General features: G+C 73.6%; 13 protein-coding genes and 1 tRNA gene. 11 read left to right on the top strand and 3 right to left on the bottom strand.

Annotated features, from left to right (window positions below):
• On the bottom strand, positions 1-776 hold a 776-nt coding region (locus FM110_RS11960), incomplete at its 3' end, for a serine hydrolase domain-containing protein (protein ID WP_087104979.1).
• Positions 777-1,044: 268 nt separating this feature from the next.
• Between FM110_RS11960 and FM110_RS11955 the strand changes: the two genes are divergently transcribed.
• Genes FM110_RS11955 through pknB form a run of 7 tightly spaced genes read left to right on the top strand, consistent with a single transcriptional unit; the run spans position 1,045 to position 10,195 of the window.
• The gene (locus tag FM110_RS11955; protein ID WP_087104978.1) at positions 1,045-1,764 is read left to right on the top strand and encodes an FhaA domain-containing protein; all 720 of its coding nucleotides are present in this window, start codon (positions 1,045-1,047) and stop codon (positions 1,762-1,764) included.
• A 7-nt stretch (positions 1,765-1,771) separates the two neighbouring features.
• Positions 1,772-2,275 carry an FHA domain-containing protein FhaB/FipA gene (locus FM110_RS11950; protein WP_087104977.1) on the top strand — a complete coding sequence of 168 codons (504 nt, stop codon included), beginning with the start codon at positions 1,772-1,774 and terminating at the stop codon, positions 2,273-2,275.
• The gene (locus FM110_RS11945; protein ID WP_087104976.1) at positions 2,272-3,624 is read left to right on the top strand and encodes a Stp1/IreP family PP2C-type Ser/Thr phosphatase; all 1,353 of its coding nucleotides are present in this window, start codon (positions 2,272-2,274) and stop codon (positions 3,622-3,624) included. Before FM110_RS11950 ends, FM110_RS11945 begins: the two co-directional genes overlap by 4 nt.
• A 1-nt stretch (position 3,625) precedes the next feature.
• Positions 3,626-5,053 (top strand): FtsW/RodA/SpoVE family cell cycle protein, encoded by a 1,428-nt coding sequence (locus FM110_RS11940; RefSeq protein WP_087104975.1) that lies wholly within the window; start codon positions 3,626-3,628, stop codon positions 5,051-5,053.
• Positions 5,050-6,495, top strand: a complete 1,446-nt coding sequence (locus FM110_RS11935; RefSeq protein WP_087104974.1) for a peptidoglycan D,D-transpeptidase FtsI family protein — start codon at positions 5,050-5,052, stop codon at positions 6,493-6,495. Before FM110_RS11940 ends, FM110_RS11935 begins: the two co-directional genes overlap by 4 nt.
• Positions 6,492-7,928 carry a serine/threonine-protein kinase gene (locus FM110_RS11930; protein WP_087104973.1) on the top strand — a complete coding sequence of 479 codons (1,437 nt, stop codon included), beginning with the start codon at positions 6,492-6,494 and terminating at the stop codon, positions 7,926-7,928. The genes FM110_RS11935 and FM110_RS11930 overlap by 4 nt, the downstream gene beginning before the upstream one ends.
• Positions 7,925-10,195 carry a Stk1 family PASTA domain-containing Ser/Thr kinase gene (gene pknB / locus FM110_RS11925; RefSeq protein ID WP_143276383.1) on the top strand — a complete coding sequence of 757 codons (2,271 nt, stop codon included), beginning with the start codon at positions 7,925-7,927 and terminating at the stop codon, positions 10,193-10,195. The genes FM110_RS11930 and pknB overlap by 4 nt, the downstream gene beginning before the upstream one ends.
• Before the next feature lie 79 nt (positions 10,196-10,274).
• Here pknB and FM110_RS14170 read toward each other — a convergent pair whose 3' ends face one another.
• Positions 10,275-10,439: a hypothetical protein gene (locus FM110_RS14170; protein WP_159458077.1), complete on the bottom strand. Its 165-nt coding sequence runs from the start codon at positions 10,437-10,439 to the stop codon at positions 10,275-10,277.
• Complete coding sequence (locus tag FM110_RS11915; protein WP_143276382.1) at positions 10,436-11,311, bottom strand: class E sortase; 876 nt, start codon at positions 11,309-11,311, stop codon at positions 10,436-10,438. The genes FM110_RS14170 and FM110_RS11915 overlap by 4 nt, the downstream gene beginning before the upstream one ends.
• 105 nt (positions 11,312-11,416) lie before the next feature.
• Here FM110_RS11915 and FM110_RS14325 point away from each other — a divergent pair, with 105 nt between their 5' ends.
• The 4 genes from FM110_RS14325 (at position 11,417) to FM110_RS11895 (ending at position 14,741) form a co-directional block, all read left to right on the top strand.
• The gene (locus FM110_RS14325; protein ID WP_087104970.1) at positions 11,417-12,175 is read left to right on the top strand and encodes a cell division protein CrgA; all 759 of its coding nucleotides are present in this window, start codon (positions 11,417-11,419) and stop codon (positions 12,173-12,175) included.
• Between the two features lie 169 nt (positions 12,176-12,344).
• A complete protein-coding gene (locus tag FM110_RS11905; protein WP_087104986.1) occupies positions 12,345-13,142 on the top strand; it encodes an SGNH/GDSL hydrolase family protein in 798 nt (265 codons plus the stop codon).
• A gap of 214 nt (positions 13,143-13,356) precedes the next feature.
• A complete protein-coding gene (locus tag FM110_RS11900) occupies positions 13,357-14,421 on the top strand; it encodes a proline-rich domain-containing protein (protein WP_087104969.1) in 1,065 nt (354 codons plus the stop codon).
• 247 nt (positions 14,422-14,668) lie between these two features.
• Positions 14,669-14,741 (top strand) — tRNA-Arg (locus FM110_RS11895).
• The last annotated feature ends 390 nt before the right edge of the window (positions 14,742-15,131 follow it).

Here is a 15,131-nt window from a genome sequence, read left to right as displayed (position 1 = left end):
CAGCGCTCGACGTGCACGGGCCCGAAGGGCTCATCCCCCAGGAACGCCGCGGCCAGTGCCCGCTCGGGGTCGACCCACAGGAAGGAGCCGGACTGGCCGAAGTGCCCGAACGTCGAGGGCGAGGCCTGCGGCGCGGTCCAGTGCGGGTCCTTGGCCGCGCGGATCTCGAACCCGAGGCCCCACGCATTGTCCTTCTGGCGCCCGTAGCCGGGCAGGATCCCCGGCAGGCCCGGGAACTGCACGGCCGTGGCCTCCCGGTGGAGATCCGCGGGGATCAGCGTGGGCGCGAGCAGCTCGCGGCCGACGACCAGGAGGTCTGCGACCGTGCCGCGGAAGTCCTTGGCCCAGGAGCCCTCGACCTCGAGGCTCGTGAGCCCGAGCGGGCCGACGACGCTGGTCTCGGTCCACGCGGGCAGCTCGTAGCCGGTCGCCTCCTCGACGTGCTCGCCCAGGACCTCGAAGCCGGTGTTGGAGTAGATGCGGCGGGCGCCCGGGGCGGCGAGCAGCTCGTCGGCAGGGCTGTCGAAGCCGTAGCCGGCGGTGTGGGCCAGCAGGTGGCGCACGGTCGCGCCCTCGGGCCCGGCGGGCTCGTCGAGGTCCACCAGGCCGCGGGAGACCGCCACCAGGACGGCGAGCGCCGCGATCGGCTTGGAGACGCTCATCAGCGGGCGCACCGGGTCGTCGCCCTGGGCCAGGAGCGTCGAGCGCGCATCGGTCAGGCCGACGGCGCAGGCGAAGGGGAGGTCCGTGAGCTCGGTCAGAGGTGCGGTGTCCACCGCGCCAGCATCCCATGCGCCTGCGGCTCGGCACCTGCTCCCGCTCGCGTGCCGACGGGCATTCCCGTCACCGCATGGGCGGCAGGCCCGTCACCGCGCGGGCGGCAGGCGGGCTCCACCGCCCGCGCCGGAGATCTCCACAGCATCCGCGCACGCGCGGCCCCCGTCGAGCAGGTCGTCCGTCGGGCCTGCACGGTACGATCGGCGAGGTGCCCGCCGCCCGCGGCGCGCCTGCCAGCACCGACCGTCGACCAGTGGAGGACCGCACGTGGGGATCTTGGATCGGATCGAGCGCGGCCTGGACCGCGGGGTCACGAGCGTCTTCTCGCCCGGGCGCGGCGGCCTCAAGCCGCTCGACCTCGCCCAGGGCCTCAAGCGCGAGTGCGACGATCAGATCCAGGTCCTGGACCGCACCCGCACGCTGGCGCCCAACGTCTACACGGTCTACCTCGCCGGTCCCGACCACGAGAAGTTCGCCTCCTGGGAGGACACCCTGGTCGAGGAGCTCGAGCGCGTGATCGTCGAGCACGCCGAGAAGCAGTCGTACATGTTCGTCGGCCCCGTGTCCGTCGCCCTCTCGCGGGACGACGAGGTGCGCCAGGGCCGCTTCGAGACCGAGTCCCGCACCGAGCGCGGCACCGTCGCCCCCGCCACGGGGGCCGCCGAGCGCGTCGCGGCCGACCCCATCCTCGAGATCGACGGCCAGCAGTACCTCCTGACCGGCCAGATCACCGTGATCGGCCGCGGCGGGGACGCGGACATCATCCTCGACGACACGGGGGTCTCCCGCCACCACCTCGAGCTGCGGCGCGACGGCTCCGGCCTCACCGCGACGGACCTCGGCTCGACCAACGGCACCTTCGTGGACGGGGACCGCATCCGCACGCCCGTGCGCCTGGGCGACCGGGCTCTCCTGACGGTCGGCCGCACGCGCATGACCGTCATCCTCCCGGCGGACGACGCCCCGTCCGCCGGCTCGGGCTGGTGAGGCCCACGTGAGCGAGCTGACCATCGTCGTCCTGCGGATCGGCTTCGTCGTCGCCCTGTGGGTCTTCGTCGTCGCGGTCATGCTGGTACTGCGCAACGACCTCTTCGGCACCACCGTCGTCTCCCGCGGCGGTCGCCGCGGCCCCCAGCGCGAGCAGCGCCCGGCGGCCGATCCCACCGCCGCGGCCGCGCTGCGGACCGACCCGGCGGTCACCTCGACCGCCCTCGTGGTGACGGCGGGCCCGCTGCGCGGCACCACCCTCACGCTCGGCTCCACGCCCGTGCTCATCGGCCGCGCCCCCGAGTGCACCCTCGTGCTCGACGACGACTACGCCTCCAACCGCCACGCGCGCGTGTTCCAGCGCGACGGCCAGTGGTGGGTGGAGGACCTCGGCTCCACCAACGGGACCCTGGTCTCGGAGAAGCGCATCGAGGGCGTCGTCCCCTTCAAGTCCGGCGCGCGCGTGCGCATCGGGCGCACCGAGATCGAGCTGAGGCGAGGTCCCCGATGAGCTACGCGCTGCGCTTCGCGGCCCGCTCCGACGTCGGACTGGTCCGCTCGAACAACCAGGACTCCGGGTACGCCGGCAGCCACCTGATCGCCGTCGCCGACGGCATGGGCGGCCATGCGGGCGGCGACGTCGCCTCGTCGATCGTGATCGGCCGCCTGTCCCAGCTGGACTCTGAGACGCCCGCGAACGACATCGTCGCCGCGCTCGAGGAGACCATCCTCGACGCCAACCAGGCGATCCTGCGCCGAGCCCGCGAGGAGCCCCAGCTCGCCGGGCTCGGCACCACCGTGACGGCACTGCTGCGCGTCGAGGGGCGCTTCGCCCTGGCCCACATCGGCGACTCCCGCGCCTACCTGCTGCGCGACGGCGAGACCACGCAGATCACCAAGGACCACACGTTCGTCCAGCGCCTCATGGACGAGGGCCGCCTGACCGCCGAGGAGGCCGAGCGCCACCCCCAGCGCAGCGTGCTCATGCGCGTCCTGGGGGATGTCGACTCCGAGCCCGAGCTGGACCTGTCGCTGCGGCCCGCCCGGGCGGGCGACCGCTGGATGCTGTGCTCCGACGGCCTCTCCGGCCTGGTCTCCCATCAGACGATCGCCGAGACCCTCCGCGACGTCGCCGATCCCGACGAGTGCGCGGACGCCCTCGTGCAGATGGCCCTGCGGGCCGGCGGCCCCGACAACATCACCTGCGTGATCGCCGACGTCGTCGACCTCGACGCCATGGCCCCCGGCGAGGAGGCCCCGTCGACGTCCCCCGAGGTCGTGGGCGCCGCCGCGCGCACCCGCAACCGCCCCACCTCCGCCTCGGGTCCCGCCGCCCGGGCCGCGGCCCTCACCCGCCCCGAGCGCCCCGCGGCCTTCGAGGACGACGACTACGCCGAGGACGAGGAGCCCCCGCGCCGCAGCCGCTGGCCCGCGCTCGTGGCCGTGTTCCTCCTCATCGCCGTCATCGCGGGCGGCCTGTGGGCCGGCTACGCCTGGACGCAGTCGCAGTACTACGTGACGGCGGAGGACGGCCGCGTCGTCGTCTACCAGGGCGTGTCCCAGGACCTCGGGCCCATCGACCTGTCGCACCGGGTCGAGACGACGGACGTCCCCTCGGCGGACCTCTCGGCCGTCACGCTGCAGCAGGTCGAGGCCACGATCCCCGCGTCCTCGCGCCCCGCGGCCGAGGAGATCGTCGACTCCCTGCGCGACGAGGCCTCCCGCACCCAGCTCGCGCGCCAGCAGCAGGAGGAGGCCGCGCGCCAGGCGGCGCTCCAGCAGCAGCAGGCGACGCCCGCCCCGACCCCCGCGCCGTCCCCGGCACCCGCACCGGCGCCGAGCCCGACGACGGGGGGCTGACGTGGCGACCGTCGTCTCCTACACCGCGCGGCCCCGCCGCCTGACCCAGGCGCTGCTGCTGCTGCTCGCCCTGGCCACCGGGCTCGGCGCGATCGCCCTGGTCTCCCTCGGGCGCACCGGCGAGCTGCCCTCCTCGTTCCCGCTGACCGCGGGGATGGCCGCGGGCATCGCCGTGCTCCTGCAGGTCCTGGTCATGATCCGCGCCCCGTACGCGGATCCGACGATCCTGCCGCTGACGCTGCTGCTGAACCTGATCGGCCTCGCCGCGATCTCGAGCTACGACACCGCGCGCATCCTCTTCAACGACAAGACGAGCGCGTACGCGGGCCGCCAGCTGATCTGGACCGCCGTCGGCGTCCTCGCCTGCGCCGCGGTGCTGTGGCTCCTGCGCGACCACCGCATCCTGCGCCGCTACACGTGGGTCAGCGCCGTCGCGGGCGCCCTGTTCCTCCTGCTGCCGCTCGTGCCCGGCCTCGGCCGCGACGTGTACGGCGCCCGGATCTGGATCTCGATCGCGGGCTACAGCTTCCAGCCCGCGGAGATCGCCAAGATCCTCTTCGCCGTGTTCTTCGCCGGCTACCTCGTCTCCCGTCGCGACACCCTCGCGCTCGCGGGCCCCAAGGTGCTGGGCATCCACCTGCCCCGCTGGTCCGACTTCGGGCCGATCGTCGTCGCCTGGGCCTTCGCGGTCGCGATCCTCGTGTTCGAGACCGACCTGGGCACCTCCCTCATGTTCTTCGGGCTGTTCGTCGCGATGCTGTACATCGCCACCGACCGCCTGAGCTGGATGATCATCGGCGCCGTCATGTTCCTGCCTCCCGCGCTGTACGCGGTCACGCAGGTCAGCCACGTCCAGAAGCGCCTGACCTGCTGGCTGGACCCGCTGGCGTCCTCGAACTACGAGGCCTGCTTCCAGATCAACCAGGGGCTGTTCGGCATGGGCGCCGGCGGCGTCGTCGGCGCCGGCCTCGGCGAGGGCCGCCCCTCGATGGTCCCGTTCGGCCAGAGCGACTTCATCTTCTCCGGCATCGCCGAGGAGATGGGCATGATCGGCACCTTCGCCGTGCTGCTGATGTACCTGCTGCTGGTCCAGCGCGCCCTGCGCGCCGCGGTCGGGATCTCCGACGGCTTCGGGACGCTGCTCGCGGGCGGGCTCGGCTTCGTGATCGCCCTGCAGGTGTTCGTCGTCGTCGGCGGCGTCACCCGCGTGATGCCGCTGACCGGCCTGACCCTCCCGTTCCTCGCGGCGGGCGGCAGCTCGCTCGTGGCCAACTGGATCATCGTCGGCCTGCTCGTGCGCCTGTCCGACGCCGCGCGCCGCCCCTCCGCCCGGCGCGCCGGCGCGGGCGCCCCCCACGGCGCGGGCGCCCCCCATGGCGCGACCGCATCCGATGCCGGTGCCGCCGCACCCCAGGGGGTCGCCGCGTGAACCGTCCCCTGCGCCACGTCTGGCTCGTCGTCGCCGTCCTGTTCCTGACGCTGTTCGGCTCGACCACCTACATCCAGGTGTTCCAGGCCAAGAGCCTGAACGCCGACTCCCGCAACGCGCGCACCATGTACAACGAGTTCGGGCGCGACCGCGGTCCGCTCGTCGTCGGCGGCTCCGCCGTCGCGGACTCGGTGCCCTCGGACGACTCCTACGGCTACCAGCGCCAGTACGCCGACGGGCCGATGTACGCGCCCGTGACCGGCTACTACTCCGTCGTCTACGGCTTCTCCGGCCTCGAGAACGCGCTCAACGACACCCTCTCGGGGGAGGCGGACTCGCTGTTCTACCAGCGCATGGCGGACATCGTCTCGGGCCGCACCCCGCAGGGCGCGACCGTCGAGCTCACGATCGACCCGGCGGCGCAGGAGGCGGCGTACGACGCCCTCGACGGGCAGCGCGGCGCCGCCGTCGCCCTCGACCCCGAGACCGGCGCGGTCCTCGCGATGGTGTCGACGCCCTCGTACGACCCCGCCGAGCTCGCCAGCCACGACCGCCGCGGCGTCCGCGACGCGTGGCGGCGCCTGAGCGAGGACCCCGAAAAGCCGCTGACCAACCGCGCGATCGGCGGCAGCCTGTACCCGCCGGGCTCCACCTTCAAGCTGCTCGTCGCGGCGGCCGCGCTGGACTCGGGCTCCTACACGAAGGACTCCGTGATCCCCGGGCCCGGCTCCTACACGCTCCCCGGCTCCTCGAGCGTCATGAGCAACCATTCGGGCGGCAACCAGGCTCCATGCGGCCCGGGCGACCAGTCGAGCCTGCAGGATGCCCTGCGCCAGTCCTGCAACACGTCGTTCGCGATGCTGGGGACCTCGCTCGGCGAGGACGAGCTGGCCAAGACCGTCGAGGAGTACGGCTTCGGGCAGAAGATGTCGATCCCGCTGCGCGTGACCCCCTCGACGATCGGCACCGACCTCGACGACGCCCAGCTGGCGACCACGTCGATCGGCCAGTACGAGGACCGCGTGACCCCGCTGCAGATGGCGATGGTCGCCGCGTCGTTCGACAACGACGGCCAGGTGATGAAGCCCCAGCTGGTGCAGTCCGTGCGCACCTCGAGCCTGAAGGAGGTCAGCTCGCTGACCCCGGAGAAGCTCTCGCAGCCGCTGTCGGCCTCCAATGCCGCGCAGATGCGCGAGATGATGCAGGCGGTCGTCACCGACGGCACCGGCGAGGCCGCGCAGATCGACGGCGCCGAGGTGGGCGGCAAGACCGGCACCGCGCAGTGGGGCGAGGGACGCAATCCGCACGCCTGGTTCGTCGGCTACGCGAACAAGGGCGACCGCAAGGTCGCGGTCGCCGTCGTCGTCGAGGAGGGCGGCTACGGCTCCGACGCCGCGGCGCCGATCGCCCAGGACATCATGAAGGCGGTGGTCTCGCCGTGAGGACCGAGAAGGGCCTGGTGCTCGAGGGACGCTACGAGCTGACCGAGCTCATCGCCACGGGCGGCATGGGCCAGGTGTGGAAGGGCCGCGACCGCGACCTCGACCGCGACGTCGCCGTCAAGGTGCTGCGCGAGGAGTACGCGGGCGACGAGGGCTTCCTCAAGCGCTTCCGCGCCGAGGCCCGCCACACGGCCGCGCTCTCGCACGACGCGATCGCGGCGCTCTACGACTACGGCGAGCTCGACGGGCGCGCCTACATCGTCATGGAGCTCTGCCCGGGCCGCCCGCTGTCCGAGATCATCGAGGAGAACATCCACGGCCTGCCCGAGCACCGCGTGATCCCGGTGCTCATCGAGCTCGCCCGCGCGCTGGACGCCGCGCACTCCAAGGGCGTCGTGCACCGCGACGTCAAGCCCGAGAACATCCTCGTCGACACCGACGACGGCTGGGGCGTGAAGATCACCGACTTCGGCATCGCCCGCAGCTCCGAGCAGGCGCGGCTGACGAAGACCGGCCTGGTCATGGGCACCGCCCAGTACCTGTCCCCCGAGCAGGCGATGGGCAAGCAGGCCACGTCGCTGTCGGACGTCTACGCGCTGGGCATCGTCGCCTACGAGATGCTCACCGGGGCGCGCCCCTTCACCGGCGCCAGCCAGGTCGACATCGCGATGGCCCAGGTCAAGCAGGCGCCGCCCGAGCTGCCCGAGGAGATCGACGCCGACCTGCGCCGTCTGGTGATGATGACGCTCGCCAAGGCGCCGGCGAACCGGCCCCGCTCGGCGGCGGCCGTGGCACGGGTCCTCGAGGCGATCCAGCGCGGCGAGACCCCGCGCTTCACCACCAGCGCCGCGGCGAGCTCGCCCCAGCGCACCGGCGAGCTGCCCTCCCCCGCGTCGTCGTCCTCGTCCGCGGGCTCCACGGGCGGCCATGCCGCCGGGGCGCCTGCCACGCGCACCGCGGCGATGCCGCTGCCGCGCACCTCGGGCCGGCGCGGCGGCATCCGCCACCGCTCGAGCTCGAGCGCCCTGTCCACCTCGTCGGCTCTGACGGCCGCATCCGGCGGGTCCGCGAACCGCGGGGCCTCGCGCACCGCGGCGCCCGAGGCGAGCGCGTCGTCGCCCTCCGGGACCGGTCGGCGCGGCACCTGGCGCCCCGCCGCCGATCCGAGCGCGGCCGTCGCCTCCCCCGTGAGCGCGGAGCACGAGGCCAGCGGGTCGGCGTCGAGCTCGACGAGCGCCCGCGGGACGTCGACGGGGCGCCGCATCGGCCCCTTCAGCATCCCCGGCCTCCTCCTGCTGCTCCTGCTGCTGCTCGTGGTCGTCGTCGCCGTGCTCGGCGGCACCGGTCACCTGCTCTCGGAGGCCGAGACGGCACGTACGATGATCGGATGGGCCGCCCCCGGCCCCGGCGGCATGAGGACGGTTGGACTGTGAGCGAGAACCCTGTGGTCCTGGGCGGACGCTACGAGGTGGGCCGCCTGCTCGGACGAGGCGGCATGGCCGAGGTGCATCTGGCCACCGATCGACGCCTCCACCGCACGGTCGCCGTGAAGATCCTGCACTCCGATCTCGCGCGGGACGACACCTTCCTCGAGCGCTTCCGCCGCGAGGCGCAGAGCGCCGCCGGGCTCAACCACCCGTCCATCGTCGCCGTGTACGACACGGGCGAGGACCACCGCACCGACGCCCACGGGACCGAGACGTCGATCCCGTACATCGTCATGGAGTACGTGGAGGGCCGCACCCTGCGCGCGTTCATCCACGAGGGCCACCCGATGGACACCCGGCAGGCCGCCGAGATCATGGTCGGGGTGCTGTCCGCGCTCGAGTACTCGCACTCCAAGGGCATCGTCCACCGCGACATCAAGCCCGGGAACATCATGATCACCGACGACGGCGCGGTGAAGGTGATGGATTTCGGCATCGCCCGCGCGGTCGCCGACGCCAACAGCGCGATGACCCAGACGCAGGCCGTGATGGGCACCGCCCAGTACCTCTCCCCCGAGCAGGCCCGCGGGCAGATCGTCGACTCCCGCAGCGACATCTACTCGGCCGCCTGCGTGCTGTACGAGATGCTGACGGGGCGCCCCCCGTTCACCGGCGAATCGCCCGTGTCGATCGCCTACCAGCACGTGCGCGAGGACCCGGTCCCGCCGTCGACGTACAACCCGCGCCTGACCCCGGCGATGGACGCCGTGATCCTCACGGGCCTGGCCAAGGACCGCGACGAGCGCTACCCGTCCGCCGTTTCGTTCTCCCGCGACATCGCCGCGGTCGTCGCGGGCCGCGCCCCGCGCCTGACCTCGATCGTGGGGCTCACGCCCGCGCCGGACCGCCCCGAGAACGGCAGCGAGCGCACCACCGTGCTCGCGCCGATGGACCCCGCCACCGAGCTGCTCGGCGCGCCGGGCACCACCGTCCTGCCCGGCGCCGCCGCGGCGGGCGCGTATCCGGGGACCGGGCAGATCCCGGCGCAGGCCGGCGCCTACCCCGGAACGGGGCAGATCCCGGCGCAGGCGGTCGCGACCGGTTCCCAGCCGGTCGTCGCCGAGGCCGAGGATGAGCGCCGCAAGCGCCCCATCTGGCTGTTCGTGCTGCTGGGCCTCGCGCTCGCCGCCGTCGTGACGGCCCTGCTGCTGTACTTCCGCCCGTGGGACACCGCGCCGGACACGGTCGCCGTGCCCTCCGTCGTCGGGAAGACCGAGGCGCAGGCGCGCACGGCGCTCGAGGGGGCGGGGCTCTCGCCGCAGTTCACCCGCGAGGCGAGCACCGAGGTGCCCGAGGGCAGCGTCGTCAAGACCGAACCGACCGCGAACACGCAGGTGGCACTGAACTCGAAGGTCGCCGTCACCGTGTCCTCCGGGCCGGGGGCCGTGACGGTCCCGGACCTCGCGGGCAAGACGACCGACGAGGCGCGCGCCGAGCTCGAGGGCCTCGGGCTGGTCATGAAGGTGGGCGGCACCGAGGACTCCCTCGAGCGCGACGCCGGTCAGGTGACCCGCTCCGACCCGGAGGCGAGCGCGACCGCCAACCAGGGCGACACCGTGACGATCTGGACCGCCACGGGCAACGTGGCCGTCCCCAACGTCGAGGGCCAGTCGGAGAAGGACGCGAAGAAGACCCTCGAAGCGGCGGGGCTGACGGCCGAGGTGACCGACGCCGAGGATCCGACGATGGACCCGGGGACCGTCAAGAGCCAGAACCCGCCCGCCGGATCCAGCGCCGCCAAGGGCTCCGCGGTGCAGATCGTCGTCGTGCGCGAGGTCGGTCCGGTCACCATCCCGAACCTCACCGGGCACACCCCCGCGGAGGCGGAGCAGGCCCTGAAGGAGCTGGGGCTCGGCTTCACCCACCGCGAGGAGGCATCGGACGCCGTCCCGGCCGGAGCCGTGGTGGGCACGGACCCGGCGGCGAACCAGAAGGTCGACGCCGGCACCTCGGTCACGATCATCATCTCGACCGGCCCCACCCCGACGCAGGACCCCACCACCACGCCCGCGCCCACCGAGGACCCGACGACGACGGAACCGACACAGGAACCCACCACGCAGGACCCGACCACCACGCCGGCGCCCACCCAGGACCCGACCACGACGCCCGCGCCGGCGTCGGGCGGGACCGGGACCGAGCGCGGCAACAAGACGTCCAGCAACGGGAGCGCTCCCGGCTCCAACAGCGGCAACGGGAACGGGAACGGCTGAGCGCGCGTCCCTCACGGACCACTCCGGCCTCCGAGTTCGTCGATCAACAGCACCCCCTCGCTGACCTCCTCCCCGTCGATCAGCTGGAACCGACGGTTCCGTCGTTGAAGGGCATGTACGGGGCGATCGCCGGGAAGCCCCAGGCGAACAGCACGACGACGATCCCCGCGACGGCCGCGAGAAGGATCAGGACGCGCAGACAGAGCGGCCCGGGCAGACGGCGCAGCAGCCAGCCGTACATCACGCGCCCCCGTCGCCCGCGAGCTCGGCGGGGACGCCGTCGGCCTTGCGGGTCCAGGACGACAGCGTCCCGTGGACCACGTAGCGCTCCGCGGCCGAGTACATCGGGTGGCAGGCCGTCAGGGTGATCATCCGCTCCGTCGGCTGCCGCCCCGGGTGACCGGGCACCGGGGCGACCACGTCGACGCGGTCCGGGGTGACGATCTCGTGGTCGGTGACGGTGTAGACGTAATAGGCGTCGGCGGTCTCGAGGACGATCGGGTCCCCGGCCTGCAGCCGCGCGATGTCGTGGAAGGGCCGGCCGTACGTGGTGCGGTGCCCGGCGAGCGCGAAGTTCCCGACCTGACCGGGCATCGCCGTGCCGGGGTAATGGGCGGCACCGATCACGTTGAGCACGCCCTCGCGGGTGACGCCCTCCCCGACGGGGGTGACCGGCTCGTCGAACGCCGGGACGTGGAGGATCGCCCACACCGTGTTCTCGGGGGCGACGGGGACGAGCGGCGGGTCCCCCAGCTGGGGCGGCGCGATGGGGGCTGCGGCTCCCGAGCCCGACGCGCCGTCGGCTCCAGCGCCTGAGGCGCCGCCGGACCCTGCGTCCGCCGTCGCGTCGGCACCGGTCTGCGAGCCCGTGTCGGCGCCGGTCGCGCCGGCCTCGGATGCGGGGCTCTGAGCCTGCCACTGCGCCTCGAGCGCGGTGATCGCCGCCTCATGCTCCCCGCGTGCCTCGACATCCGTCCACCACAGCTGCCAGACGAGGAAGAGGGCCACGAGGGCGCCGAGGGTGATCATCAGCTCCCCGAGCACGCCGATCGCCCCGACGACGAGGCCACCGTGACGGCGGCGTCCGGTCGTGACGCCGGTATTCCGTGCGGACACGGTCCACCCCCTCCGCTCGGCGCTCCGAGCCTGCGGCTATACGCTAGTCCACGCCCGAGGCCGCCCGACCGCGCGGCCCGCACCCTCGTGGAACGGAGCCCCCGCATGGCGCGCAGCAAGCGCAGGCGCACCCAGACCGACCGCCCCTCGACGCGGCGCGCTGCCGACGACGCCCCCGAGGAGTCGCCGGACCTCGAGGACCTCGGCGACGCCGAGACGCCCGACGGCGATGCCGACGCGCTCTCCGCCGAGGCCGACGCGCTCTCCGCCGAGGCCGGCACCGAGGATGGGACCGACGCCCCGACCAGCGAGGACCGGGCGGGCCGCGAGAGCCCCGAGGTTGACGGGGACGCGGATGGAGACGCCGACGAGGCCTTCGACGGCTTCGACGACGAGATCCGCCCGACGCCGCGGAAGAAGCGCCGCCCGGCCGAGCCGACGCGCCGCAGCCGCAAGGACCGCGCGGGCTCCGCGCGCCCGGGCGCGAAGCGCCGCGACGATCGCGCCGAGGACGACGAGGACACGGACGACACGTCCCCCCGGGACTCCAGGCGCGGCCGCAAGGCCACCGTGCTGGACGTGCCGGAGAAGGCCAAGGACTCGTCCGCGACCGAGACCGCCCGCGCCCGCCGCGCCGCCGAGGCCGAGCGCACCCGCGCCGGTCGCCGCCGCGCCCCCGCCGCGACCGTGAACCCGGCCTGGCTCGCGCCCACCGCGGTGGCGCTGCTGATCCTGGGCCTCGTCTACCTGGTCGTCTACTACCTGTCCACCGGGCAGCTCCCCCTGCCCATCGGGAACTGGAACCTCGCCGCGGGCTTCGGGATCATGATGGCCGGCGGCGCCATGCTGATGTTCTGGAAGTGATGCTATGACCACCCAGCCCCCCGATGACCAGGCCCTGCGCAGCGACGACGAGGCCCGGCGCGCCGGTGAGCCCGCAGCGGAGCCGATCGTCGCGCCCCGCGAACCGCGGTCGGATGGCCGCGGCGATACCGAGGCGAACCCCACCCCGGGGTCGCATCCGTGGACCCGCATGGTGTCGATGGGCGACTCCTTCACGGAGGGGATCGGCGACCCCGATCCCGCGGTCCCGGGCGGGCACCGCGGCTGGGCGGACCGCACGGCCGAGCAGCTGGGCCGCGGCGTCGACGGCTTCTCCTACGCGAACCTCGCGATCCGCGGGCGGCTGTACCGGCAGATCCTCGACGAGCAGCTGCAGCCGGCCCTGGATCTCGGGCCGGACCTGGTGACGCTCTCCGCCGGCGGCAACGACGTGCTGCGCCTCGGCGACCCCGATGCGATCGCCGCCGAGATCGACAGCGCGGTCGAGCGGCTCCGGGCGGCCGGGGCGACCGTGGTGCTGTTCACCGCCCCGGACGTCGGCTCCACGCCGGTGCTGCGGGTGATCCGCGGCCGCGCCGCGATCTACAACGAGAACATGCGCATGGTCGCCAGCCGTCACGATGCGGCGATCGTGGACCTATGGTCTCTGCGCGACCTGACGCGCGAGTCCATGTGGGCCGAGGACCGTCTGCACTTCTCGCCGCTGGGCCATCAGCGCATCGCCGCCGAGGTGCTCGACACCCTCGGCGTGGACCACGACATCACCCCGGGCGACCCCGAGGACGGGCCCGGCCGCACCTGGCGGGCCGCGCGCCAGGACGACCTGCAGTGGGCGCGCACCCATCTGGGGCCCTGGGTGATGCGGCGCCTGCGCCACCAGTCCTCCGGCGACAGCATCCGGCCCAAGCGACCCGAGGCGTCGACGGTGTTCGGTCAGGGCATGCCGCCGGGGTCGGCCGCGTCCGCCCTGCCGGAGCACGAGGCCTGAGGATCCGGGGGACCTCGACCCGCCGCACGCCCTTCGGCGCGCCTCCCCCCTGCACCGAACGTCCATTCGACGTGGGACACCCGAGTCCTCCCGCATATGACCCCCATGGGCACTTCTCCCCACGGTGCGGAGGCCGCTCTCCCGGTATCGTGAGGTGAGCACGGCCACAGCCGCGGCCGACGCTGCAGACATCTCTATTCCCCGGGGGACCGCCATGGCCATCAGCACCTGGAGGCGCCGCATCGCGGCCCTCCTCATCCTTCCCTTCCTCCTCGTCCTCGCCGGCTGCGGCAAGTTCGACGGCACGATCGAGGTCAAGGACGCCGACACCCTGCACCTGACCTTCCTGATCGGCATCGACAAGAGCATGGGCGACATGGCCCAGATCACCTCGTCCCAGGCCATGTGCGACACCTTCACCGAGAACCAGGACGGCATCACGAGCGGCCCCGACCGGACCACCCCGGTCGACGATCCCGACATGTACGCGTGCGAGGTCGAGGGCACCACCACCCGCGATACCTGGGGCTCGGGCATCGAGCTCACGGAGTCCGACGGCGAGTACCACCTGGTGCTGGACGCGAGCTCGGCGGGCATGACGGGCGACGACGCCTCGATGCTCACGGGCCTCGACTTCAACCTGAAGATCACGTTCCCCGGCAAGGTCGTCTCCTCCTCGACCGGGACGATCGACGGCAACTCGGTGGTGTTCACCGACATCGACGAGCTCATGAACGGCGTCGACATCACCGCGAAGAAGAGCTCCAGCGGCCTGCTGTGGATCGTGCTCGCCGTCGGCGCGCTCATCGGCCTTGTGGTCCTCGGCGCCCTGATCCTCGGCGCCGTCCTGCTCCTGCGCCGCCGCGGCAAGAGCACTCCGGTCGCCGCTCCCGGCGGCTACGGCGCGGGCGCCTCGGCCCCGGCGGCTCCCGCCGCATACGGGGCGCCCTCGCCCGCAGCTCCCCCGGCCGCACCGGGCGGCTACGGCGCGTCCTCGCCCGGAGCACCGAGCCCGTACGGCTCGCCGCAATCGGCCCCGCAGACCGGTGGGGCCAGCTGGGCGGCCCCGTCCGCGCAGCCGCCCGCGCAGCCGCCGGCCTCCGGGAGCCACGCCGCTCCCCCGCAGGGCGGACAGGCCCCGCAGGCCCCGGGTATGCCGTCCGCGCCCGGCGCCCCCGCGGCGCCCGGTGCTCCGCAGCAGGGCCAGCCGTGGCAGAACCCGCCCCAGGGCGGGCAGGCGCCGCAGGCTCCCCAGCCCTGGGACCGCCCGCAGGGCTGACCGCTCCTCGCACCCCGTCGACTCCCCCGTCCGCCGCCGGGGACGGTCGGCGGGGTGCAGTGCGTCGGAGCACGGAAGGCGGCCGCGCCTCGGATCACGGGGACGGAGGGCAGTGCGCTGCGCGGGCGGCGCGGAGGATCGCTGGCGGGGTGCCTACCCCGTGGGCGTGTGAGGAGCCTCATGAGGCCGGGATTGGCGCCTCGGCCACCGTCGGACTACTATCGATCAGGTCGGCTTCGGCCGATGGGCGCCCGTAGCTTAACGGATAGAGCATCTGACTACGGATCAGAAGGTTGGGGGTTCGAATCCCTCCGGGCGCACCGAACGAAAGGCCCCTCACCAGCGGAAACGCTGTGGTGAGGGGCCTTTCGCATGCTCGGGTGCGGCACCCGCGGCCGCTGAGCCCACCCCTGCCGCCGAGCTTGCCCCTGCCGCTCCGTGCCTCCCATCGCCGCCGCTTCCGAGAACGCCTCGTCGAGAGGTGGCGGTATGGCGTGGGCTGCGACGATATCGTCGCAGCCCACGCCATACCGCCAGTGCTCGACAGCGGAGGTCGCCGACCGGTCGCCGGCGCAGACGGAAACGGCGGGGCGGGCGCCGTTGCCCACCCCGCCGTCCCCGCAGGTCCCCGGCCGGTGCGGCCGTGACCCACGACCGTGCCCCGTGCCCGCGGCCCGGTCGACGCCCCGCTCGCCATCCCCGGTCCAGCG

This window comes from Brachybacterium nesterenkovii, assembly GCF_900163655.1.
In the GTDB taxonomy this organism is placed as follows: Bacteria; Actinomycetota; Actinomycetes; order Actinomycetales; family Dermabacteraceae; genus Brachybacterium; species Brachybacterium nesterenkovii.
Note: the sequence above shows the minus strand (reverse complement) of the source record. Positions and strands in the feature narration are given on the sequence as shown.

Coding starts and splice junctions, on each gene's coding strand:
- FM110_RS11905 (WP_087104986.1), top strand. CDS start 12,345: ATGGTGTCGATGGGCGACTCCTTCACGGAGGGGATCGGCGACCCCGAT.
- FM110_RS11900 (WP_087104969.1), top strand. CDS start 13,357: ATGGCCATCAGCACCTGGAGGCGCCGCATCGCGGCCCTCCTCATCCTT.
- FM110_RS14325 (WP_087104970.1), top strand. CDS start 11,417: ATGGCGCGCAGCAAGCGCAGGCGCACCCAGACCGACCGCCCCTCGACG.
- FM110_RS11945 (WP_087104976.1), top strand. CDS start 2,272: ATGAGCTACGCGCTGCGCTTCGCGGCCCGCTCCGACGTCGGACTGGTC.